The sequence below is a fragment of the Ruegeria sp. BB9 genome (assembly GCF_056539345.1).
The window spans coordinates 1036155-1059286 of sequence record NZ_JBQFUU010000001.1; the positions used below are offsets into that span (position 1 = coordinate 1036155).

At 60.8% G+C, this 23132-nt stretch carries 24 protein-coding genes and 1 other RNA gene; 13 read left to right on the forward strand and 12 right to left on the reverse strand.

Annotation, left to right across the window (positions count from 1 at the left end; translation table 11 throughout):
* The first annotated feature begins 81 nt into the window (after window positions 1-81).
* The 7 genes from ACR0FC_RS05220 (at window position 82) to ACR0FC_RS05250 (ending at window position 5520) form a co-directional block, all read left to right on the forward strand.
* Window positions 82-1482 carry a selenium-binding protein SBP56-related protein gene (locus ACR0FC_RS05220; protein WP_170338710.1) on the forward strand — a complete coding sequence of 467 codons (1401 nt, stop codon included), beginning with the start codon at window positions 82-84 and terminating at the stop codon, window positions 1480-1482.
* A 13-nt stretch (window positions 1483-1495) separates the two neighbouring features.
* Entirely contained in the window at window positions 1496-2146 is a 651-nt protein-coding gene (locus tag ACR0FC_RS05225) for a hypothetical protein (RefSeq protein ID WP_170338712.1), read from the forward strand.
* 63 nt (window positions 2147-2209) lie between these two features.
* On the forward strand, window positions 2210-2572 hold the full coding sequence (locus ACR0FC_RS05230) for a DUF4345 family protein (protein WP_093961997.1): 363 nt from the start codon (window positions 2210-2212) through the stop codon (window positions 2570-2572).
* 34 nt (window positions 2573-2606) lie between these two features.
* Window positions 2607-2954, forward strand: a transfer-messenger RNA (tmRNA) gene (gene ssrA, locus ACR0FC_RS05235).
* A 101-nt stretch (window positions 2955-3055) separates the two neighbouring features.
* Entirely contained in the window at window positions 3056-3487 is a 432-nt protein-coding gene (locus ACR0FC_RS05240) for an ester cyclase (protein ID WP_093961996.1), read from the forward strand.
* A gap of 238 nt (window positions 3488-3725) precedes the next feature.
* The gene (gene chrA, locus ACR0FC_RS05245) at window positions 3726-4979 is read left to right on the forward strand and encodes a chromate efflux transporter (RefSeq protein WP_437342512.1); all 1254 of its coding nucleotides are present in this window, start codon (window positions 3726-3728) and stop codon (window positions 4977-4979) included.
* A gap of 76 nt (window positions 4980-5055) precedes the next feature.
* Window positions 5056-5520: an SspB family protein gene (locus tag ACR0FC_RS05250; protein ID WP_093961995.1), complete on the forward strand. Its 465-nt coding sequence runs from the start codon at window positions 5056-5058 to the stop codon at window positions 5518-5520.
* Between the two features lie 40 nt (window positions 5521-5560).
* Here ACR0FC_RS05250 and ACR0FC_RS05255 read toward each other — a convergent pair whose 3' ends face one another.
* Window positions 5561-6124 (reverse strand): hypothetical protein, encoded by a 564-nt coding sequence (locus tag ACR0FC_RS05255; RefSeq protein ID WP_170338713.1) that lies wholly within the window; start codon window positions 6122-6124, stop codon window positions 5561-5563.
* Window positions 6125-6332: 208 nt separating this feature from the next.
* Between ACR0FC_RS05255 and fumC the strand changes: the two genes are divergently transcribed.
* From fumC to ACR0FC_RS05275, 4 genes are read left to right on the forward strand one after another with little or no spacing between them, the layout of a single operon-like run.
* Complete coding sequence (gene fumC, locus ACR0FC_RS05260) at window positions 6333-7727, forward strand: class II fumarate hydratase (RefSeq protein WP_170338715.1); 1395 nt, start codon at window positions 6333-6335, stop codon at window positions 7725-7727.
* A complete protein-coding gene (locus ACR0FC_RS05265) occupies window positions 7727-7903 on the forward strand; it encodes a DUF4169 family protein (protein WP_170338717.1) in 177 nt (58 codons plus the stop codon). Before fumC ends, ACR0FC_RS05265 begins: the two co-directional genes overlap by 1 nt.
* Complete coding sequence (locus ACR0FC_RS05270; protein ID WP_170338719.1) at window positions 7900-8130, forward strand: ribbon-helix-helix domain-containing protein; 231 nt, start codon at window positions 7900-7902, stop codon at window positions 8128-8130. The genes ACR0FC_RS05265 and ACR0FC_RS05270 overlap by 4 nt, the downstream gene beginning before the upstream one ends.
* Before the next feature lie 51 nt (window positions 8131-8181).
* Window positions 8182-8784, forward strand: coding sequence for a DNA-3-methyladenine glycosylase I (locus ACR0FC_RS05275; RefSeq protein ID WP_170338721.1), 603 nt, complete (start codon window positions 8182-8184; stop codon window positions 8782-8784).
* 2 nt (window positions 8785-8786) lie between these two features.
* Here the strand turns inward: ACR0FC_RS05275 and ACR0FC_RS05280 are convergent, their stop codons facing one another.
* The 4 genes from ACR0FC_RS05280 to ACR0FC_RS05295 form a co-directional block, all read right to left on the reverse strand.
* On the reverse strand, window positions 8787-9668 hold the full coding sequence (locus ACR0FC_RS05280; RefSeq protein ID WP_170338723.1) for a fructose bisphosphate aldolase: 882 nt from the start codon (window positions 9666-9668) through the stop codon (window positions 8787-8789).
* Between the two features lie 72 nt (window positions 9669-9740).
* Window positions 9741-11090, reverse strand: a complete 1350-nt coding sequence (locus tag ACR0FC_RS05285; protein ID WP_170338726.1) for a cytochrome P450 — start codon at window positions 11088-11090, stop codon at window positions 9741-9743.
* Entirely contained in the window at window positions 11087-12361 is a 1275-nt protein-coding gene (locus ACR0FC_RS05290; protein WP_170338727.1) for a hypothetical protein, read from the reverse strand. The genes ACR0FC_RS05285 and ACR0FC_RS05290 overlap by 4 nt, the downstream gene beginning before the upstream one ends.
* A 78-nt stretch (window positions 12362-12439) precedes the next feature.
* Entirely contained in the window at window positions 12440-13192 is a 753-nt protein-coding gene (locus tag ACR0FC_RS05295; protein WP_170338729.1) for a cytochrome c biogenesis CcdA family protein, read from the reverse strand.
* Between the two features lie 105 nt (window positions 13193-13297).
* Between ACR0FC_RS05295 and ACR0FC_RS05300 the strand changes: the two genes are divergently transcribed.
* Window positions 13298-13537 (forward strand): sulfurtransferase TusA family protein, encoded by a 240-nt coding sequence (locus ACR0FC_RS05300; RefSeq protein WP_170338731.1) that lies wholly within the window; start codon window positions 13298-13300, stop codon window positions 13535-13537.
* A 39-nt stretch (window positions 13538-13576) separates the two neighbouring features.
* On the opposite strand, the gene ACR0FC_RS05305 is transcribed toward ACR0FC_RS05300, so the two are convergent.
* The 7 genes from ACR0FC_RS05305 to purC all read right to left on the reverse strand — a co-directional run bounded on the left by ACR0FC_RS05305 (window position 13577) and on the right by purC (window position 22572).
* Entirely contained in the window at window positions 13577-16279 is a 2703-nt protein-coding gene (locus ACR0FC_RS05305) for a ribonuclease E/G (protein WP_170338733.1), read from the reverse strand.
* A gap of 503 nt (window positions 16280-16782) precedes the next feature.
* The gene (locus ACR0FC_RS05310) at window positions 16783-18117 is read right to left on the reverse strand and encodes a sigma-54-dependent transcriptional regulator (RefSeq protein ID WP_093961984.1); all 1335 of its coding nucleotides are present in this window, start codon (window positions 18115-18117) and stop codon (window positions 16783-16785) included.
* A 13-nt stretch (window positions 18118-18130) separates the two neighbouring features.
* Complete coding sequence (locus ACR0FC_RS05315) at window positions 18131-19903, reverse strand: sensor histidine kinase (protein WP_093961983.1); 1773 nt, start codon at window positions 19901-19903, stop codon at window positions 18131-18133.
* A 36-nt stretch (window positions 19904-19939) separates the two neighbouring features.
* A complete protein-coding gene (gene purQ, locus ACR0FC_RS05320) occupies window positions 19940-20608 on the reverse strand; it encodes a phosphoribosylformylglycinamidine synthase subunit PurQ (RefSeq protein WP_170338735.1) in 669 nt (222 codons plus the stop codon).
* Between the two features lie 34 nt (window positions 20609-20642).
* Complete coding sequence (gene purS / locus ACR0FC_RS05325; protein ID WP_093961981.1) at window positions 20643-20873, reverse strand: phosphoribosylformylglycinamidine synthase subunit PurS; 231 nt, start codon at window positions 20871-20873, stop codon at window positions 20643-20645.
* Between the two features lie 127 nt (window positions 20874-21000).
* The gene (locus ACR0FC_RS05330; RefSeq protein ID WP_170338737.1) at window positions 21001-21669 is read right to left on the reverse strand and encodes a MarC family protein; all 669 of its coding nucleotides are present in this window, start codon (window positions 21667-21669) and stop codon (window positions 21001-21003) included.
* A 147-nt stretch (window positions 21670-21816) separates the two neighbouring features.
* Complete coding sequence (purC, locus tag ACR0FC_RS05335) at window positions 21817-22572, reverse strand: phosphoribosylaminoimidazolesuccinocarboxamide synthase (RefSeq protein WP_170338739.1); 756 nt, start codon at window positions 22570-22572, stop codon at window positions 21817-21819.
* Between the two features lie 188 nt (window positions 22573-22760).
* On the opposite strand from purC, the gene ACR0FC_RS05340 reads away from it, so the two are divergent.
* Window positions 22761-23078: a DUF1476 domain-containing protein gene (locus ACR0FC_RS05340; RefSeq protein WP_170338741.1), complete on the forward strand. Its 318-nt coding sequence runs from the start codon at window positions 22761-22763 to the stop codon at window positions 23076-23078.
* Window positions 23079-23132: the final 54 nt, after the last annotated feature.

Consider the following 23132-nt stretch of genomic DNA (forward strand, 5'->3'; position numbering starts at 1 on the left):
CTCGAGCAGGCAGACCATCATCCGGCGGGAAGACCGGCACTCTCAATAAAATTGATTTTCAATGACTTACGGGAGGACGTTATGAATAAAAGACCGGATCCAACATTCTATCCATCCGCCAAGATGGCCATGGAGGCCCCGCCCGAGACCTTGGCCTTTACGCTGATGCTCAGCCCCGATTTTTCGCAGCCCGATGGCCTGGCGGTTGTGAATGTCGACCCAACTTCGGGCGATTATGGCAAGATCGTTCACAAGGTGATGATGCCCAACAAGGGCGACGAGTTTCACCATTTCGGATGGAACGCCTGTTCCTCGGCCCTGTCTCCGCTGACCGGCCATGCTTTTCTTGAGCGCCGGTACTTGATCATCCCCGGTATCCGTTCCAGCCGGATCTACGTGATTGACGTGAAAGAGCCGCTGAAGGCCAAAATCCACAAGATCATCGAACCCGAAGAAGTCTTTGCAAAGACGGGGTATTCCCGCCCCCACACGATCCATTGCGGACCCGAAGGTATCTATGTCAGCACCTTGGGCGGCGGCGGACCAGATGGCACCGATGGGCCTCCGGGCATCTTCATCATGGATTGCGAAACCTTCGACATCATCGGACGTTACGAGATCGAGCGCGGCGTGCAGGACAAGCACTATGATTTCTGGTGGAACCTGCCGCGTGACTACATGGTCAGTTCCGAATGGGGTCTGCCCCCGCAATTCGAAAACGGGATCGTGGCCGAAGATCTGCTGTCGAACAAATATGGCCACCGGATCCATTTCTGGAACCTGCGCGACCGCACCAACATCCAGACCATCGACCTGGGCGAGAACCACCAGATGGCGCTGGAAATCCGGCCGGCGCATGACCCGGTCAAACAATACGGGTTCTGCGGCGTGGTGGTCGACACCACCAATCTTCAGGGTGCGATCTTTACCTGGTGGCGCAACAAGGATGGCAGCTTCGAGGCCAAGAAGACCATCACGATCGATCCGCAACCCGCTGATCCGAATGATCTTCCCGATCTACTCAAAGGATTCTCGGCGGTGCCGCCGCTGGTGACCGACATCGACCTGAGTCTGGACGACAAATATCTGTACGTCGCGTGCTGGGGCACCGGTGAAATGCACCAATACGATGTCTCGGACCCGATGAAGCCCAAGCTGGCCGGCAAGGTCGAGATCGGCGGAATCGTCAAGAAAACCAAGCATCCCAACGGCAAGGACTTTGGTTATGGCCCGCAGATGGTCGAGATCAGCCGCGACGGCAAACGCGTCTACTGGACCAATTCGCTCTATTCCACGTGGGATGACCAATTCTATCCCGGCGATCGCGGCGCTGCGATGGTCAAGGCGGATGTGGGCGAAAAAGGCGGCCTGACACTGGACAAGGATTTCTGGGTGGATTTCCCGAAAGGGTATCGCAGCCACCAGATCCGGCTTGAGGGAGGAGACTGCTCCACCGACAGTTTCTGCTACCCTTCGGTCTGAATTGGACGTCTTGATGACATCGACGGCCGGCCTTTGGCTGGCCGTTGTTCTGAGCGGCGCCTATCACGGGTTGAACCCCGGTATGGGCTGGCCGCTGGCCGTGTCGGCGGCATTGATGGAGCAACGCCAATCCGCCCTCTGGCGCGCGTTGGCAGCGCTGGCGGGCGGGCATTTCCTGGCGATGCTGGGCGTGCTGCTGCCCTTTGCGCTGATGACCATCCTTGTAGACTATCAGCGCGAAATCCGGATCGGAGCGGCTCTGATCGTGATCGCCATGGGCCTTTACATTGCGATCACCCGTCGTCACCCACGGTTTCTGGCGCGCGTCCCGCCCAGTCGGCTGGCGCTGTGGTCGTTTCTGGTGGCGCTGGCGCATGGTGCGGCGCTGATGCTGGTCCCGATCTATCTGGGCCTGTGCGGGCTGGACGAGTTGGATACCGGCCACAGAGCCGTGTCCGAGATCATGGGCAGCAATGGCCTGCTGGTTCTGGCTGTGGCCGCGGTCCATACCGGCGCAATGATGCTGGGCGGCGGTGCGCTGGCCTTCGCGGTCTATCGCTGGCTGGGCCTGCAGTTTCTGTCGCGCAGCTGGTTCAACCTGGAAATGGTTTGGGCGCTCAGCTTGATCCTTGTGGGCGTGCTCGGCTTCTGGGCCGCAATCTGAGGTCTTCCCCCTGCCCCGAAACAGATTAGGTTCGACGTACAGGCATTTGAAACGCGAGGCCCCATGACCGGAACACTCAACATCATCGCAGCCCTTCTGACCATCGGCTTTGGCCTGTTCGGCTTTTTGGCCCCGGCCTGGACGGCGGCCTCGCTTGACCTTGCGCCCACCAACAGCACGATGGGCCTCAGCGAGATGCGGGCCTCGGTCGGCGGGCTGTTTGTCGTGACCGGCATCGCCGTATTGTGGCTGAACCACCCGATGGCCTACGCGATGCTGGGCGTGGTCTATGCGGGCGCGGCGCTGGGTCGGTTCGTGTCCGTTTTGCTGGACAATCCCCCCTTGGCCAAGGCGTTGACCTTCGGCGGAATCGAGCTGGTGCTGGCGATCTGGCTGATCGCCGCCAACCTTTCCAAGCCCGCGTGAACGGTTGAAAAATCGCGATCGTCTCGCGCTTTGGGGGTTTGCATCCGCAAAATTCCTCACCTATATAAATGCTGTCCTTCTGGACTATGGACATAAACGCGCTCGTAATAAGCGGATCGGACCCGGGGGCGGTACCCGGCGGCTCCACCATACATCCTTCATTTGGGGATCATGGGGCCGAAACAGGATCGACGAACGTCTAAAGGGGTTAGCTTTGTCCCGGCTGTCTGCCACCGTTACCGGCGAAAACAGTACAATTGCAAATGACAATCGTGCTCCGGTTGCCGTTGCTGCGTAAGCAGTAACCAGACCGAAACTTAAGTCCTTGCGCCTAGCCGCGTAAGGCGGGGTTCGCAGGTACCTGGCAACAGAAACCTGCATTTCCCTAGATTTTGTCTGAGTTTTTGCGCCGAATTTGGCCGCCATTCAGAAACTGTTCACTCCTGTCATTCAAAGTAGCGGAAGACAGACAGGAGAGTTGGGATGACTCATTCAGAGATACTCAGGGCCTGGTATTCCGAGGTCTGGGAAAAAGGCAATATTGACGCGATCGACCAGTATTTTGCCCCGGAAACGATGGCCGAAGGGCTGATACCCGAAATGCAGGTCGGCGCGGACGACTTTCGCGACCTGGTCATGGCCTTCCGGCACGTTCTGGGCGAAATTCAGGTGGATTTGCCCAAAATTATCGAAAACGGCGATTGGGCGTCGGCCGTTCTGCATGTGCGGACCTCGCGGGCGGACAACGGCGCGCCCTTGGAGGTCACAGGCCAAGTGATGGCGCGCTTCAAAGGTGACAAGATGGTCGAAGCCTACAACCAGTTCGACTTCGTTTCCCTGTTCGAACAGCTCGGCCAGTTCCCGCAGGATACCTTGCCCGTCTGCATGACAGGGCAACGGCTGGACTGGGCCTGAACCGGTTCTTGACCGCGTGTGCTGACCCCGAGTAGCAAGAGCACACGGGGTCAGCATGTGAACGCCCTGCCCGGCGGCAGCCCGGGTTCGCATGTCTCCAAATCCAAAGGGGCACATGGCATGGCTGCGCAGTTTCAATGATCGCTGGTGGTCGGATCAGTACCTATGCTCCGGACAGCGGATGGGGACAGCACCCGTGGACCGCCACAACCGACCCATGCGTGACGGAGCCCCGGTATTGAAACCCTCACTGTCAGAGCTGGTTAGGGTTTTCGGCCGCATCGGCCTCCTCTCATTTGGTGGCCCAGCGGCACAGATCTCATTGATGCACCAAGAATTGGTCGAACGGCGGCCATGGTTGGATGAGCAGACCTTTCTGCGCGCGCTGTCGTTGTGCATGTTGCTGCCCGGCCCCGAAGCCATGCAACTGGCCACCTATGCCGGCTGGCGGCTGCGGGGCGTGCCGGGCGGGCTGATTGCCGGCGGCCTGTTCGTTTTTCCCGGAGCGCTGGTGATAGCCGTGCTGGTCGGCCTGTATGCCGCCTACGGAGACATTCCCCTGGTCCAGGCTGCATTTCTCGGGATCAAGGCCACGGTTATTGTGATCGTTCTCCAGGCCGTGCTCAATCTTTCGCGCAAAACTCTATCTGGGGCAGAGCCCGGGATTCTTGCGATACTGGCGTTCCTGGCGATCTTCGCTCTGAATCTACCTTTCCCCCTGATCATTCTGGCCGCGGCTGTCTGGGGCTTTTCACGTAAGCCTTCAGAGCAGCCTTCAGTTTCGCAGAATGTCGATACCGCATTGGCTCGGCCCGCGCGGACCGCAGCGCTCTGGCTGTTTCTTTGGTTGGCTCCGCTGGTGTTGTTGACCCTTTCCGGCCAGACGTTGCTAAGCGATCTGGGCTGGTTCTTTGCACGATTGGCAGTAGTCACTTTTGGCGGGGCCTATGCGGTGCTGGCCTACATGACCCAGACGGTCGTCGAGAACTATCAATGGATCTCTACCGATCAGATGATCGATGCGCTGGGACTGGCAGAAACCACCCCCGGCCCATTGATACTGGTCACGCAATTCGTCGCCATGCTCGCCGGGCAATTGGCGAGCGGGATGTCCCTTGCGCTGGCAGCCGGGGTCGTTGCGCTGTGGGCGACCTTCGTTCCGTGCTTCCTGTGGATATTCGTTGCCGCGCCTTACCTGGACGTCATAGCGCAAAGACCGAGACTGTCGGGAGCATTGCGCGCAATTACCGCGGCGGTCGTCGGTGTGATTCTCAACCTGTCGGTGTGGTTCGGACTGCACGTCCTGTTTGGAACCATCGGAGAAGTCGAGTTTGGTCCGATCTCACTGCCCATTCCGGTTTTTTCGACCTTGGACATCGCAGCCGTTGGATTGACGTCCCTTGCCGGATTCTTGATTTTCATAAGAAAAACCGGTCTGGCAATGACGCTGGGCATAATGATAGGAGCAGGCGCAATCCTGCATCTGGTTTAAACAATCAGACGCAACACGCTCTTTCGTTTCCGATCAAATCCCTTATGCTTGGGGTAACCACTTTCGAGGATGACACATGTCGCAAGGCATTGACTACGGCAACTTGATGCACACCGCTATGCGCGGGCTGATCAAGACTGTTCTGAAGCGCGTTTCCGAAACCGGATTGCCCGGCGCGCACCATTTCTTCATCACGTTCGATACCCGTGAGCCCGGCGTCGAAATCGCTGACTGGCTGCGCGAACGCTACCCTGATGAGATGACGATCGTGGTGCAGCACTGGTTCGAAAATCTCGAGGTTGGCGAGGACGGATTTGCCATCACGCTCAATTTTGGTGACGCTCCGGAGCCGTTGTATATCCCCTATTCGGCCATCCAGACCTTTGTCGATCCCTCGGTCGAATTCGGCCTGCGCTTCGAAAGCTCGGACGAAGAGGATGAGGACCCGGCGGAAATCGATGCCGAGTCGATCGAGGTCGAACCCGAAGACGAGCCGCATCATGATGCGGATATCGTATCGCTGGACAGCTTCCGCAAGTAATTCGCATCCATTGGACAAGGCTTCGCTTTTTTGGCGGAGCCTATTGTTTTTTCAGGAATGTTTCGACCGAGCGCGACTTCTGTCCATCTCTAAACCGAGAAAAGGATAGGTTCAGCCCACCCTCGGCCAGCGTCCGGTCATACTGCTGCAATTCGTACCCGCCGTCCTCATCTATGAACAGCGAGAAGACGGTCAGCGTTTCCCCTTCGATCCGGCCCCAGACAAAAGGCTCACCCTTCATTGGGTCCAGCGGAACCTCATGACCGAAGACATTCCGCTTCATGGCTGCGGAATAGATGTTGTTCCTATCAGAAGGTCGGAACTCGACCGAAAAGCTTTGTTCTTTCACCCGACCGTCGGCTTTGTAGGTGGTAGTCTTCCATTTGACCACGAACCCTTCGCCGGTCTCTGCGATCGAAACGCTCATGTCGCGCGGGGTCGACGATCCGTCCGCATCCACCAGGTTGGCAGATCCGACATAGTCGCCGACAAAGGGACCGATGTCCTGCGCCCATCCTGGAGACGCCAACAAAAGCCCAATCGCCAGTACCGACAGCCATCGGGCCATTAGCGCGAAAGATGAGGTCCGGTCTGAGCGATTCATGGTTCTTTCTCCGCGGTTGCCTTCTTTATCTTAGCTCAGCCGGGATCGGGCACAATGGTACGGCCCTTTGACCGACCAAGAAAAATGACGCACACCGCATGGCTATACCTTTTTTGCCCTTCGGACTAAGGTGCGCGCAACTGGCCGATTGCACCATAGCTTTGCTGCGGTTAAACGGCATGCGACTGCATACCAGACGGAGTGACAGATGTCTCAGACCCGCACCGAATCCGACAGTTTTGGCCCGCTCGAGGTTCCTGCCGACAAGTATTGGGGGGCGCAGACGCAGCGCTCGATCATGAACTTCCCCATCGGATGGGAGAAGCAGCCCGTCGCCATCGTGCGCGCGCTGGGCGTGGTCAAGAAGGCCTGCGCCATGCAGAACAAGGCCACCGGCAAGCTGGACGCACGCATCGCCGACGCCATCATCCAGGCCGCCAGCGAGGTGATCGAGGGCAAGTTCGACGACAATTTCCCTCTGGTCGTCTGGCAGACCGGATCGGGCACCCAGTCGAACATGAACGCCAACGAGGTCATCGCGAACCGCGCGATCGAGATCCTGGGCGGCGTGATCGGCTCGAAGGATCCGGTGCACCCGAACGATCACTGCAATATGGGGCAATCGTCGAACGACACCTTCCCCACCGCAATGCATATCGCCACTGCAATGAGCGTGCGTGACGTGCTGCTGCCGGGGCTGGAGAAGCTGGCCGCCGGGCTCGAGCAAAAGTCCGAGGAATTCAAGGACATCATCAAGATCGGCCGCACCCACACTCAGGACGCGACTCCGCTGACCCTGGGCCAGGAATTCAGCGGCTATGCCCATCAGATCCGTCAGGGCATCGCCCGCGTGAGCGCCGCCATGCCCGGCATCTACGAGTTGGCACAAGGCGGCACCGCCGTCGGTACCGGGCTGAACACCCAGAATGGCTGGGCCGAGGCCGTTGCCGCCAACATGGCCGAAATCACCGGCCTGCCCTTCGTCACAGCGCCCAACAAATTCGAGTCGCTGGCCGCTCATGACGCCATGGTGTTCCTGTCGGGCGCCTTGGCCACCGTTGCGGGCAGCTGCTACAAGATCGCCAACGACATCCGCTTCCTCGGCTCGGGTCCGCGCTCGGGTCTGGGTGAACTGATCCTGCCGGAGAACGAGCCCGGCTCGTCGATCATGCCGGGCAAGGTCAACCCGACCCAAGCCGAGGCGCTGACCCAGGTCGCCGCCCACGTGATGGGCAACGACGCTGCGATCAAGTTCGCTGGCAGCCAGGGCCATTTCGAGCTGAACGTCTACAACCCGATGATGGCCTACAACCTGCTGCAGTCGATCCAGCTGCTGGGCGACGCAACGGACAGCTTTACCGAGCGTATGCTGCTGGGCACCAAGGCCAACGAGGCGCGCATCGACAAGCTGATGAAAGAATCGTTGATGCTGGTGACCGCCCTGGCCCCCACCATCGGCTATGACAACGCCACCACGGTCGCCAAGACTGCGCACAAGAACGGCACCACGCTGAAGGAAGAGGCCATCAAGCTGGGCTTCGTCGACGAGGCAACCTTTGACGCCGTCGTGCGCCCCGAGCAGATGATCGGGCCCAAGGACTGATGGGCAAGCCGGTCAATCTGAACCGGTATCGCAAGGAAAAGGCGCGGGCCGAGAAAAAGGCCCGCGCCGACCGGAACGCGGCGGCGTTCGGGCGCAGCAAGGCGGACAAACAGCTGGACAAGGCCCGTGCCAACAAAGCCCGCCGCGATCTGGACAATCACGAGCTGGATGAATGAGCGGCCCGCCCGTCAAACGCTCGCTGACCCTCAAGGGGCACCGCACTTCGGTTTCGCTTGAGGACGAGTTCTGGCAGGCGTTTCGGGACATCGCCAAGGCAAAAGGTCTACCTATCAATGTTTTGGCCTCGGAAATTGATGTCGCGCGCGACCCTGAGACTGGATTGGCGTCGGCCATTCGTGTCTTTGTTCTGAACTGGTACCGGTCACCCCATCGCAGCCCTTGATCTGATCCCCGTCGGTGTCTAGGCTGGTGGTGAACAAAAGGGGTACATTCGATGCGCGAACTCGTGACCGGGCCGGATGGCCAACCGCGATGCGGCTGGTGTCAGGCCGCGCCGGAGTTTTTTGACTATCACGACAATGAATGGGGTTATCCGGTAGGTGACGACCAGCGCCTGTTCGAGAAACTCTGCCTTGAGAGTTTTCAGTCTGGCCTCAGCTGGCGCACCATTCTGGCCAAGCGCGAGAACTTCCGGAAAGCCTTTTCCGATTTTGATTTCAACGTGATGGCCGGTTTTTCTGATGCAGACGTTGAACGCCTGCTGCAAGATTCCGGCATCATCCGCCATCGCGGCAAGATCGAGGCGGTGATCAACAACGCCCGCCGCGCACAGGAGCTGGTGGCCGAAACCGGCTCTCTGGCGGCCTATGTCTGGCGGTTCGAGCCCGAGACCCCTCCTGCGCCGCAGACGGCCTCGACTTCGCCCGAGTCGGTTGCCATGTCCAAGGATCTGAAAAAGCGCGGGTGGAAATTTGTCGGCCCCACCACGGTGTTTGCCTTCATGCAGGCGATGGGGCTGGTGAATGACCACGCCACCGGCTGCGCCATGCGCGAAAAAGCGGCGCAGATGCGCCGCTCGTTCATCAAACCGGTCTGACCTCAGACCGAGGCGCGATAGATCTTGTCGATATTGCTGCCCAGGGCCGCGTTGAACTCGGCATCCGATTGCTGTTTCGACAGCCCCTCGGTCAGCGCGCGCGAGAAAGAGGCGATCATCTTGCCGTTCTGCGCCAGCAGGTCACAGGCCTCGTCGGTCGAATAGCCGCCCGACAACGCCACCACCCGCAGAACACGCGGATGATCGGCGGCCTCGTCATACAGATTGGCCTTGCTGGGCAGGGTCAGTTTCAGCATGACGTCCTGCCCCTCGCCCAACTCGTCGAGGTTCTTGAGGATTTCGGCTTTCAGGATCTCTTCGGCTTCGGCCTTGGTGTCCGACTTGATGTTCACCTCGGGCTCGATGATCGGAACCATGCTGGTGGCGATCACCTCGCGGGCCACGTCGAATTGCTGTTTCACCACGGCGGCGATGCCCTCGGCATTGGCCTCGTGGATGACCGAGCGTTCCTTGGTGCCGAACACGCCTTCGGCCTTGGCCAGCGTCTCGGCCAGGCCCGGGATGGGCTTCATCAGTTGTACGCCGTTTGCGGTGTCTTCCAGCCCCTTGTCGATCTTGAGGAACGGCACGATGCCTTTGACCGACCACAGGTAATCGGCCACCTTGCGACCGTCGATTTCCTCGCCCAAGGTGCGTTCGAACAGGATCGCGCCGATCACCTTGTCGCGGGTGAAGTCGTCGGCCAGGATGATCCGGGCGCGCATCTTCTGGATCTCGGCAAACATCTCCTCGTCCGAGCCATAGTCGGACGGCTGCACGCCATACAGCGCCAGCGCCTTGGGCGTCGAGCCGCCGCTCTGATCCAGAGCCGCGATGAAGCCTGCACCGTTGATCATCTGTTCGCGCTGTTCAGCCTTGGACATAACACTTTCCCGTTCAGTAATGATTCCGCTTTTCCAATCGCATACAGCATGGCGCGGGCCGATGATAGTTTGTTAGCGCTCAACCACGCGCAGCCAGATTCCGTGGCGCGACCGGACCGTCAGATGCGCCACCGGGACCGGCGTGCGGGCCTCGACAGGTTCGAACCGGTACCGCCGCAGCAGGGTCGACAGGATCAACGGCCCCTCGACCATCGCAAACCCCGCCCCGGTGCAGACGCGCGGCCCGGCCGAAAACGGGATGAAGGCCGCCCGCTGACAGGCCTTGCCGTTTTCGGTCGCCCAACGGGACGGGTCAAAGCCGTCGGGGTCCTCCCACAGCCGTTCATGCCGGTGCAGGTGCCATGGGCTGAGCACGATCTGAGCGCCCTTGGGCACGTCGCGGTCGCGGAAGCGTTCGGGGCATGTGGCCTCGCGCACCATCATCGGGACCGGGGGATAGAGGCGCAGCGCCTCGCGGAACACATCGCGGCTGATGCGCAGTCTGGACATGCTGGCAAAACTGATTTCATCCTGCGCGCGGGCTTCCTCGGCCACGCGGTCCTGCCAGTCGGGATAGGCGGCCATCAGGTACAGCGTCCATGCCAGGGCCGAGGCGCTGGTCTCGTGCCCGGCCAGGAAAAAGATGGCGACCTGATCGATCATCTCATCGGTATCGAAACACTGACCGGTCAGAGGGTCGGGCGTGGTCATGATCTTGGTGGCCAGATCGTCGGGCGCGGTGCCGGCGGCGATCTGCGCGGCCCGCTCGCGGGTCAGGCGGGCGATCAAGGCGCGGATTTCGGCCGCCGCACGGCGGGTCTTGCGCGGGTGGAACCGAGGCACCCAGCCGGGCAGCGGCACGAAAGCCGCAAGGTTCAGCAGAGGTTGCTGCCGCTGATAGGCGCGGAATTTCTCGAACACCTGCGCGGCAATCTCGTGCTCGATCGGCACCGAGAACAAGGTGCGAAAGATCACGTCGGCGGCGGCATGGCTGGTGACCTCCTCGATCTCGATCGGCACACCCGTCCTGTCGCGCAGGCGATCGGCGCAAGCCTCGGCCGAGGCCAGCATCGCGGGAAAGGTCTGCTTCAGCCGTCCGCCTTCGAAGGCCGGGTCGATGATGCGGCGCTGCCGTTCCCAGGTCGCACCATTGGTCAGGAATACCGATTGGCCCAGCAAGGGCCGCAGGCCTTCGCTGATCCGGCCGGATTTCGGGAAATCCTGGGGGCGGTGTTTCAGGACCCGGTCGATCAGCTCGGGCTGGTTGATCAGGTAGGACCGGAAGAACGGGGTGCGGAACTCGGCCATCCAGGCGCGGTACAGGCGTTGCGGCTGAGCTGACAGGATATCACGCCGGAACAGGCGCAGGTATTGCCAAAGCGATACCTTGTCCGGTCTGGTGGACGGTTTGGGCGGGGTCATGCGCGCACCGTTCGGTACTTGGACACCGCCCGCTCGATCCGCGATTTCGACGGCGCCCGCCCGGCGAACCGCGCGCCCAGTGTCAGCGGCCCCGCGGTGATGCGGAAATAGTCATAGCCGCCCGGCCGATCAAAGGTGCAAAGATACTGGAAATGCAGGCGGAAGAACCGCCAGCGCAGCGCGGCCCAGCGTTCGGGCGACAGGGTTTGCGTGAAAGCGGCCGACAGGACCAGAGGCCAGCGTTTGCCCGGCCCGGCAACCCCGCTGACCGCAACCGGATCACATAGGGCAAAGGCGCAGCCATCCCCGGGTGCCGAGACATCGACCCATGTCAACTGCTCGGTCTGCGACAGCAATTGCAGGTCGGACCGCAACCGGCCGGCCCGCGGCAGGAATGACACCATCGGCACCACCTGCCCCAATGTCAGGAACGACAGGACCGGGCCATCCGGTGGCACCTCGCCCCGCCGCAGCAGGTCGGCCAGAACCGAAACCCCCAGATGGGCGCCGGAACTGTGGCCCACCACCAGAACCTCATCGACGGGCGACCGTAGCGCTGCCGCAATAGTGGCACGGAATTCGTCCAGCCGAGCCTGCAACTCGGGCGGCGTTTCTCCCCGCAGCCGCGCAGAATAGGCATAGTCGTGCATCAGGTAATAGGCGAACAGGCGGTTGTCGATCTTTCGGAACCAGCGCAAGACCCACCAGCCCGCCAACACGCCAATAGCCAGGCTGAGATACATCCGCGCCGCAAAATAGGGACCGAACAGCGCGGGTCCTTCCACAGCTTCAACCAACCAATGCATCGCGGACTCGGACAACATTGCCACACCGTAGAAGACCAATCCCGCCAGCGCCAACTGCCCCAGCAACATCGCCACCGGATAGAGTGCGGCGATCACCGGTCCTTTGCGCAGCCGCATCAGCCGCCACAGCGTGCCAGTCGAGATGTAGATCGAGGCCGTGCACAGCAGTTGCCAGTAGGTCGCCGGGATCGAGCTGTCCATGCTGTCGCGCACGATGTCGGACCAGACTAAAACCTCGACATCCGTATCTACTTCGGCCCCGTCCTGCTCCGACCGGACGTGCCAGCCATAGGGGCCATCGCCCGTCTTGGCCGAGACCTCCAACCGATACCCGGAAATCGCTGACTGCGCGCGCCCCTCTTTCCGATAGAGTTCGCGATAGCGGCGGGGATGGATCGGATCATAGCCGGGGATATAGAACACCCGGCGTCGTTGTACCCCAGATTGCGGAACCTGACTGCTCATGCCTTTGCCCTTGTTGCGGGCAGGTTAGCGCAGCGATGTGGCCAAGGTAAGGCCCGATCATCGCGGCCGGGCGCTGCGTCAGCCCAGAGTGGCCAATGCCGGGAACGTCTCAAGCAGCCACCAGCTGAACTCGGTGAACAGACCTGTCACGAGCATGATGCCGACGACCAGCAACAAGCCACCCATGACTTTTTCGATCGTTCCCATATGCGGTTTCAGCTTGTTCATCACCGCCATCGACCGGTTCAGGAACATCGCAGCCAGCAGGAACGGTATACCCAGACCCGCCGCGTAGACGCCCAGCAATAGCGTGCCCCGCGCCACCGAGGCCTCGGACGCGGCCAGCGACAGAATCGCGCCCAGTTGGGGACCGATGCACGGGGTCCAGCCGAATGCGAAAGCCAACCCCAGGATGTAAGCCCCAAAAACCGAGCCGCCTGAGTCCCCGGTTTCGAGCCGCGCTTCGCGGTCCAGGATCGGAATGCGGAACACGTTCAGGAAATGCAGGCCGAAGACGATCACCACCAGACCCGAGGCCTTGGCGAACAGCTCCTGGTTCTGCAGCACGAATGCGCCGAAGGCCGAGGCCGTGAAGCCCAGCAGCAGGAATACCGTCGACAGTCCAAGAACGAAGAACAGCGCCGACAGGGTCGCCTTGCGCCGGGCTTGCGCCTGATCTTGCATCTCGTGGATGGTCACGCCGCTCATATAGGCCAGATAGGGCGGCACGATCGGCAAAACGCAGGGCGACAGAAAGCTGATCAACCCGCCGACCAGCGCGATGAACATGGCGGGCAGCAGCCCCGCGTCGATGATATCGATTCCGAACATGCCACTGCACATATGATATCCAATGGGGCGCGTCACGGGGCCATTCGGTCACATCCTCGTGGTTGCCGGCTGGACAGCCGTGCACGGTGCAAATATCTGAGAGCCATGACACAAGAAGCCGAAACACTGGATGCATTGGGCCTGCTGTGCCCCCTGCCCGTCCTGAAAGCCCGCAAACGGCTCAAGGCCATGCCTGCGGGTTCCTTACTCCGGGTCCTTGCCGACGATCCGGCCGCAATCGTCGATGTGCCTCATTTCTGCTCGGAGTCCGGGCACGAGCTGATCGGGATGGAAGAAGCTGCGGATCACCACGTCTATCTCATTCGGAAAAACGGCGGGGCCTGAAAGAAAAAAAGGCGGACAATACTGTCCGCCTTTGTTGTCTTATTGGCCCAGAGACCACCAACCGCGCCGCTTGGGCTTGGCCGGGGACGGCTCGGGTTCTTCCGCTACCGTCTCAAGCACCGGCTCTGCTGTGTCCTCGGCTTTTTCTTCTGTTGCCGCTTCCGGCGCTTCCGCCACGGGCCCGGCATCGGGCGTTTCGACTTCTGCCGCTACCTCGGGCTCACTCGCTTCGACCGGCTCCTCAGCTTGCGCTTCGGGGGCATTGTCCTCAGCAGGGGACGCCTCTTCGGCAGGCGTTTCTGCAGCAACCTGAACCGCTTCCTCGGCCACCTCGGGTTCCGGCGCGGCGGCCTCTTCAACCTCGGCCGTCTTCTTGCGGCGCGGTGCCCGACGTTTTTTGGGCTTGGCCGGTTTTTCCTCGGCCTGCTCCGCTTCACCCTCGGTCACGTTTTCAGCACCAGCTTCTGCGGCCTCAGCCGGAGCGGATTCAGGCTCAGCGGTCTTTTCCGTCCCGAGGTCCTCAGGTTGCACCTCAGTGCTCGCCTTGTCTTCCACAGCTTCGTCAGAAGTGGTTGCCTCCGATTGCTCGCCGTTACCGCCGTTCTTCTTGCGGCGACGCCGGCGGCGCTTGCGCTTCGGCTTGGCTTCCTCTTCCGCCTGTTCCGGCTCGACGGCGCTGTCCTCAACCTCGTCCTCGGAATCCACCAGATCCATCAGGGATGCCGTCGCGGACACCACCGGCGCAGACGCTTCGGGAACGATCCGGCTGGCCGTCTTGAACTTTTCCATCGAGAAATCAGGGCTGACCAGATGAATGTCACCTTCGATCCGAACCGACAGGCCATAGCGGGCCTCGATCTGCGCGATATGCTCGCGCTTCTGGTTCATCAGGAAGTTGGCAATGCTGACCGGACACCGCACCAGCACCTCGCGCGAACGGCGGCGTGTTCCTTCCTCTTCAATCTGACGCAGGATCGACAACGCCATGTTGTCATCCGAGCGGATCAGACCGGTGCCATGGCAGGACGGGCAAGGCTGTGTGGTTGCCTCAAGCATTCCTGGGCGCAGGCGCTGGCGGCTCATCTCCAGCAGGCCAAAGCCCGAGATCCGTCCGACCTGAATACGGGCCCGATCGGTCTTCAGCTTGTCCTTCAGGCGCTTTTCGACCGCCAGGTTGTTCTTGCGCTCGTCCATGTCGATGAAGTCGATGACGATCAGACCGGCCAGGTCGCGCAGGCGCAGCTGGCGTGCAACCTCCTCGGCGGCTTCCAGGTTGGTCTTCAGCGCGGTTTCCTCGATCGAGCCTTCCTTGGTGGCCCGGCCCGAGTTCACGTCGATGGCAACCAACGCCTCGGTCACACCGATCACGATATATCCGCCCGATTTCAGCTGGACCGTCGGGTTGAACATCCCCGCCAGATAGCTTTCCACCTGATAGCGCGCGAACAGCGGCAACTGATCCTCGTACCGCTTCACGTTCTTGGCGTGCGACGGCATGATCATCTTCATGAAGTCTTTGGCGATGCGGTAGCCACCTTCGCCTTCGACCAGAACCTCGTCGATGTCCCGATTGTAAAGATCACGGATCGACCGCTTGATCAGGTCGCCTTCCTCGTAGATCTTTGCAGGAGCGATCGATTTGAGCGTCAGTTCGCGGATCTGCTCCCACAGGCGCTGCAGGTATTCGTAGTCGCGCTTGATCTCGGACTTGGTACGCTTGGCACCGGCTGTACGGATGATCAGACCAGCGCCCGTAGGCACGTCGATCTCGGATGCTATTTCCTTGAGCTTCTTGCGGTCCGCGGCGTTGGTGATCTTGCGGCTGATGCCACCCCCGCGCGCGGTGTTCGGCATCAACACACAATACCGGCCGGCCAGCGACAGGTAAGTGGTCAGCGCGGCACCCTTGTTGCCACGTTCTTCCTTGACGACCTGCACCAACAGAACCTGGCGCACCTTGATGACTTCCTGAATCTTGTAGCGGCGCGGGCGTGGTTTGCGCGGAGGACGGATGTCCTCGCTGTCATCATCATCCGCAACCGACTCGATGGTGTCATCCTTGGAAGCCGCATCCGGCTTGGCCTCATCAGCTTCGGCGTCTGTGTCGTCGGCTAGATCTGCGTCGGGCTCGTCTGCTTCGACGGGTTCCGCGGGTGCGGCGTCGACTTCGGCTTCGGCCGTTTCGTCCGCCGGTTCGTCACTCGCGTCTTCACTCGGCTCTTCGACCGGAGTTTCAGCGACCGTCTCCATCGGAGACGTGCCTTCGGGCACATCCTGATCAGCGGCCTCTTCCTCAAGCAGGTCGATGGTTTCCATGCCTGTCGGCTCGGCGGATACGTCCAGCGTTTCGACCGGATCGTCCGTCTTGACCTCTGCCGCTTTCGAGCGCGACCGCGAGCGGCGCTTCTTGGGCTTGGATTCTTCGGCCTCGTCCCGCGCCTTCATTGCCTCGGCATAGGCGCGCTCTTCCTCCATCAGGGCTTCGCGGTCTGCGACCGGAATCTGATAGTAGTCCGGATGGATTTCCGAGAACGCAAGGAAGCCATGCCGGTTCCCGCCATAGTCAACAAAGGCCGCCTGCAGCGAAGGTTCGACGCGCGTTACTTTTGCCAGGTAGATGTTGCCAGCAAGCTGGCGTTTGTTTTCGGATTCAAAATCGAACTCCTCGACCTTGTTTCCGTCCACCACCACGACGCGGGTCTCCTCCGCGTGGGTGGCATCGATAAGCATTTTCTTTGCCATGTGTCCTTGGTGCACCGCGCCAAACGCGTTGTCCTGACCTGTCCAGGCGGACAGGCGCATCTGGGGTGGTGTCTTGTCTGGGCGATTACGGACGGCGCACGGCAGGGATCGGCGCTGTGGCCCCCTGCCCGTATACTCAATCGTAGCGCGCGCGTCATCGCGGTTCTTCTCCGACAGGCGCGAACACGCCGCTGCCTGCCCATTATTCCTTTCGCCCGAAGTTCGGGCTCAGGTACTCTACTGCCCCGTAACGGGGCACAATCGGTCTGCTTGGCCGGGCGGGAAAGGTCACCACCTGCAGCAAAGCAGCGAAACTCAATGATTCGGGACATTCAGGCACAAAAATGCGCCTGACCCGTCCCGGTACAATAAAAGCAGTCCTGTGGAAAACACAATGGGCAAACTGCAAAGGAGCCCGATCTACAGACAGGTCGGGCATCCTCTGGCTTCAAATTTCCCGGGTGTACTTTAGCCAGAAGGCCAACAGGGATTGCCCCCCTCGCCTACAGATAGTCCGCCCGTTGCAACCCGTACTTGGCCATTTTTTCATTCAAAGTTCGGCGCGGCAGGCAAAGTTCCTCCATCACCGAGGCGATAGATCCCTTGTGGCGCCGCATTGTGTTGTCGATCAGCATCCGTTCGAACGCCTCAACGTATTCCTTCAGCGGCTTACCCTCGGTGGTCATCACCGGCTGCATCTCTTCGTGATCGGACATCAACAGTGACGCGATGGTGCCCGAACCGCGCCGCGACTGCAGAACCGCGCGTTCGGCGATGTTGATCAACTGGCGCACGTTGCCCGGCCACGGGGCCTGCAGCAGCTGCGCGGCCTCCTGGGCACTGACTTGCGGCGCCTCACAACCATATTCCTCGGCAAACTGCTCGCTCAGCCGGGTGAACAGCGTCAAGATATCCTCGCCTCTCTGCCGCAGCGGCGGCATGGTGATCCGCAGCGCCGCCAGCCGGTAAAACAGATCGGGCCGCAGCACGTCCTCGCTGGTCTTGCCAGCTTCCTGCAGGTTCGAGATCGCAACGATCCGGGTTTCTGCCGGCGTTCCCTGCTCGTTCATCACGCTCAGCAACCGCGCCTGCAGCGTGTCGCTCAGCGCCTCGATGTCCTCCAGCACCAGAGTGCCACCGCGGGCTTCCTCGATGGCGGGCAACTGCGTGTCCTCGGGCATCATGGGCCCGAACAGCCGCTTGGCCAGCGCCTCTTCTTCCAGCGCGGCACAGGAGACCAGAACGAATTTCTTGCCCGCCCGGCTGCCCACTGCATGCAGCGCGTGCGCCACCAGGGTCTTGCCGGTGCCGGTTTCGCCGTCGATCAGCACATGCCCGTCGGCCTGGCCCAGGTCCAGAATATCCTCACGCAGGCGCTCCATCACCGGGCTGGCGCCGATCAGCTTGTTCATGATCTGCGTGCCGCCCGACAGCTCGCGCCGCAGCGCACGGTTGTCCAGCGTCAGCCGCCGCGCGTTGCTGGCGCGTTTGGCCAATTCCGACATCCGATCGGGGTTGAATGGCTTTTCAAGAAAGTCGAACGCCCCCACCCGCATCGCCTCGACCGCCATCGGCACGTCTCCGTGACCGGTAATCATGATCACCGGCAAGGTGCTGTCGGCGCCCATCAGCTTCTTCAACAGCTGAATACCATCCATGCCGGGCATCTTGATGTCCGAGATCACGATCCCCGGGTAATCCGGCCCCAGAACCTTCAGCGCATCCTCGGCGCTGGCGAAGGTTTCGGTGTCATAGCCGGACAGCGCCAACCATTGGCTGATCGACTGGCGCATGTCCTGTTCATCATCCACGATGGCAATTTTCATGGCCTGTGCCATAGGTACGTCCTCGTTATTCTGCGGCCTCAAGGCCGTCATGTCCCAAAATGGGCAGTTGCATCTCGAATACCGCGCCGCCGTTCTGGCCGTTGCGCGCAGTCAGCCGTCCGCCATGGTCGTTCACGATCCCGGACGAGATGGCAAGACCCAAGCCGACCCCGTCTCCGGGCCGCTTGGTGGTGTAGAACGGCTCGAACAGGTTCTCGATATCCTCGATCCCGTGGCCATTGTCGCGCACCGCCAGCACGGCGGTCTCACCTGCGGCCAGAATGATCTCGACCTCTGGCTCTGCAACAGATTTGGTGGCGTCTAGCGCGTTTCGCAACAGGTTGACCATAACCTGTTCGATCCTCATCCGATCTCCCATCACGATCACCGGCTCTTCGGGCAGAATCTGGGTGATCTTGACCTGCCTCTGACGCAGCTGCGGTTCCATCATTGACAGGGATGAGGCCAACGCCTCCCCAAGATTTACGGGCGAAAACGCGTCCGCACCCTTCCGGGCATAAGACTTGAGCTGCCGCGTGATCGCGCCCATCCGCTCGATCAGACCGTCGATCCGACCAAAGCTGGCCAGCGCCTCTTCGGGGCGGTTTCGGCGCAGCAACAGCCGCGCGCCCGCCAGATAGGTCTTCATCGCCGCCAACGGCTGGTTCAACTCGTGACTGACGGCCGCCGACATCTCGCCCAGGGCTGCCAACTTCGAGCTTTGCGCCAGCGTCTGTTCCGCCACTTCCAGCGTCTTTTCAACCCGTTCGCGTTCGGCGATTTCGCGCTGCAGCCTTGCGTTCAATGCGCGAAGCTCCGCCGACTCGCGTTGGAACAGCGCCATGCGGAACGTGGCCCTGCGGCTCAGTGCATAGAAGGTCAGCGCCAGGAGAATCGCAAACCCCATGATCTCGAGCGCCAGCACGCTGTTCACCTTTTCGCGGATCGAGGAATAGGTCGTGAACGAGGTCATCTTCCAGCCGCGGAACGGGATGCGGGTCTCCATCCGCATCACGGCCTCGCCCGCAACATAGGCGTCCGGTGGCAAGGCCGTCCAATCGGTAGTCGCCCGAATTGCGCGCTGGATGGCACCCTGCGGATGCTGCCGCAACAACGCCTCTGTCTCGTTCAGGCCGCGCCACTGGGGTTCGGTGGACAGAATGATCGTTCCGGTGCTGTCAGTCACCATGACCGCGTCCGAGATCCCGGCCCATGCGTTCTCGAACTTGCGCAGATCAACCTCGACCACGATCACGCCCAGAATTTCCGACCCGGCCTCGATCCTGCGGGAATAGAGAAAGCCATAACTGCCGGTCTCGCGCGCAATCTCCGAAAAGATCGTTGCGTTCGACCTGACGGCATTCACGAAATACGGGTCACTTCGATGGGACTCGCCCAGTCGATTGCGGTCTGTTGCGGCAACGACCCGACCATCCCGATCCAGCAGCATCAGCGACGCGGCCCCGATTTCCTCAACAAAGGACAAAAGCCGCTGCGTCGACAGGGAAAAATCGGCTGACTGCAAGGCCGAGATCAAGGTCGGGTCCCGGGCCAGCAATTGTGGAACGATGGCGTTTCGACGCAATTCGCTCAGCAGGTTGCCGGAATAAAGGGCCAGACGCAGTTCAGCCCTGTTACGGGTCGATTCCGTGAACCGATTTGTCAGCAGGCTGTTGGTGACCCAGACCGTTGCCGCAGCAGCAACCAGCAACACGAACACGGCCAGCCGCAGGCGCCACCCCAAAGGGGCACCGCGGCCAAATAGATTTGTCCAGCCAGATTGCGCGTCGGAACTCATGCTCCGAAGCTACGCTTCCGCGCCCACGACCTCAAGTCACGCAGGTGTAAGCACACCCGACAATGCGCGGAAGAGCGCCACTCCGTCGGTGCCGCCATGCGCCTCGTCCGCCGCCCGCTCGGGGTGGGGCATCATGCCCAGCACGCGCCGGTTGAGCGACAAGATCCCTGCAATATCCCCGCGCGAGCCGTTGGGGTTGTCGGTATAGTTGAAGGCGATCCGATCCTCGTCCCGCAGGCGGGCAATGGTTTCGTCATCAGCGAAGTAGTTGCCATCGTGATGCGCGATCGGAATCTGAATCACGTCTCCGGCGTTGTAGCCCTGAGTAAAGGCGCTTTCGCTGGTCGCAACCTTCAGCCCGACGGTTCGACAGATGTATTTCAAGCCGGCATTGCGCAGCAGCGCGCCCGGCAGAATGCCGGTCTCGGTCAGGATCTGGAACCCGTTACAGATGCCGATGGCATAGCCGCCCCGTTCGGTGTGTTCGACCACCGCCTTGCAGATTGGGGACTGCGCAGCAATCGCACCGCAGCGCAGGTAATCGCCGTAGGAAAACCCGCCCGGCACGCCCACGATGTCCACGCTCTGCGGCAGTTGGGCATCCTTGTGCCAGACCATGTCGACCTGAAAACCGGCCTGCTCAAAGGCGACGGCAAGATCCCGGTCACAGTTGGACCCCGGAAAAACGACAACCGCTGCGCGCATGGGAAACCCTCCTTGGGGATGACGGTCAGAGAACTCAGACCAGTTCGATCTCGTAACGCTCGATGACCGTGTTGGCCAACAGCTTCTCGCACATTTCGGCCACATCGGCCTCGGTTGCGCCATCGGCCAGTTCCAGGTCAATCACCTTGCCCTGCCGCACGCCCTGCACCTTGTCGAACCCCAGTGCGCCCAATGCGTGGCGCACAGCCTCGCCTTGAGGGTCCAGAACCCCGTTCTTGAGCATTACGTGCACCCGTGCCTTCATCGTCGCAACTCCACCTGTGGCCCGCCGCGCCGGGCCTGTTCCGTTGCGCGGGGGATAGCGCGACTGACCGCGCAGAACAAGCCTTGTGATGCGGTCGAATGACCGCAGGCGGTTCATCTTGAGGAAATCAATTGACCACGCTGCCGGTCAGACCGGGATAATGTGCATCAACCGCGTTGAAGATGCCGGTTAGAACCATTTCGACAGCCACGGCAACCAGCAGGATCGCCATGATCCGGGTCAGCACATTGATCATCGTCTCACCCACAAGACGCGAGATGCTGTCGGCAAACAACAGGCCGAGCCCGACGATGAAACAGGCGATCAGGATCGCCGAACCAAGGGTCACCAGTTCGGCCCCATCGGACAGTTGATGCGAGAACACGATCGTTACGGCAATCGTCCCCGGGCCGATTGTCAACGGGATCGCCAGCGGAACAACGGCAAAGTTCAATTTGCGCGCGTGACCATCGACCACCGCGGCCTGATCGCCCGGCGCCCTGTCTTGCGCGTTCAGCATCGACATGCCGATCCCGAAAATAATCAGCCCGCCAGCCACGCGAAACGATGGAACGTCGATCCCGAAGACAGCCAACACCTCTTCGCCGATTGCAACTGAGATCAGCGCGATCACCGTCACCGAGGCCATCACGATCATGGCTACCCTGCGCCGTTCGGCAGGTGTGCAGTCGCGCGTCATGCTCAGGAAGATCGGGATGTTGTAGAGCGGGTTGAATATGGCCAGCACGGCCGCCAGAAATTTCAGGAAAACCGCTTGATCGAACAACGCGCTCATTCAGTGTGCCACCTTGGTTAGCGGACCGGGTTGGTCGGTCAACCCGAAGATGCGTGACGGGGGCCTGACGTGTCAAACCCGCAATGAAAAATGCGCCGCTCCGAATAGGAGCAGCGCATCCTTGTTAGGCCCTGCCAGTCGGCGCGATCAGTTGATCAGGGTGGGCTTGCTCACGTTGCTTTTCGGCAGAACGCCCAGGCGGCGGGCGACCTCGGAATAGGCATCGGTCAAGCTGCCCAGATCGCGACGGAATACGTCCTTGTCCAGTTTCTGACCGGTCTCGATATCCCACAGTCGGCAGCTGTCCGGGCTGATCTCATCAGCGATGATCAGGCGCTGGAAGTCACCTTCGTAGACGCGCCCGATCTCGATCTTGAAGTCGACCAGACGAATACCCACGGCCAGCATCACGCCGCTCATGAAGTCGTTCACCCGCAGCGCCAGGCTGAGGACGTCGTCCATATCCTGCTGGCTGGCCCAGCCAAAGGCGGCGATGTGCTCTTCGGTCACAAGCGGATCACCCAGCGAGTCGTCCTTGTAGCAGTATTCCACGATCGGACGCGGCAGCTGCGTACCTTCGGCGATGCCCAGCCGTTTCGACAGCGACCCGGCGGCATAGTTGCGGACGATCACCTCCAGCGGGATGATCTCGCAGCTGCGGACCAGCTGTTCGCGCATATTCAGGCGGCGGATGAAATGGGTCGGCACGCCAATCTGATTCAGACCGGTCATGAAGAATTCGCTCAGGCGGTTGTTCAGAACACCCTTGCCGTCGATCACGTCTTTCTTTTCCGCATTGAACGCGGTGGCGTCATCTTTGAAATACTGCACGATCGTGCCCGGTTCCGGGCCTTCGTACAGGATCTTGGCCTTGCCTTCGTAAATCTTCTTGCGACGCGCCATGTGCGACCTTTCCAGGCTGGGGCGAGGGAATGAGTCCCATCGCGTTGGCGCTCTCATAGTGCAAGCCCCCCTTTCCCGCAAGTTCATGCATCCGAGAGGCTTTGACGCAGCGCAAATACCTTGCACCCAGCATCGCGTATGGTCATATCATCAGGAAACACACTTTTACTTGAAGAGGCCCAAAACCCATGACCACGTTCGACGAACGCGAAAACGCCTTTGAAGCAAAATTCGCCCATGACGAAGAAATGCAGTTCAAGGCACAAGCCCGTTGCAACAAGCTGCTGGGCCTGTGGGCTGCGGAAAAGATGGGCAAAAGCGGCGACGATGCCGCCGAATATGCAAAATCCGTCGTGATCGCCGATTTCGAAGAGGCCGGCCACGAGGACGTGGTGCGCAAGGTCGCCGCCGATCTGGGCGATCTGTCCAGCCCCGAGGAAATCCGCGCCAAGATGGCGGAACTGCTGCCCGAGGCCAAAGCTCAGGTGATGAGCGAAGCCAACTGAGGCATGCCGCCCACCTCATGATCTTCATGAGTATTATGAATTTGATTTGACGTC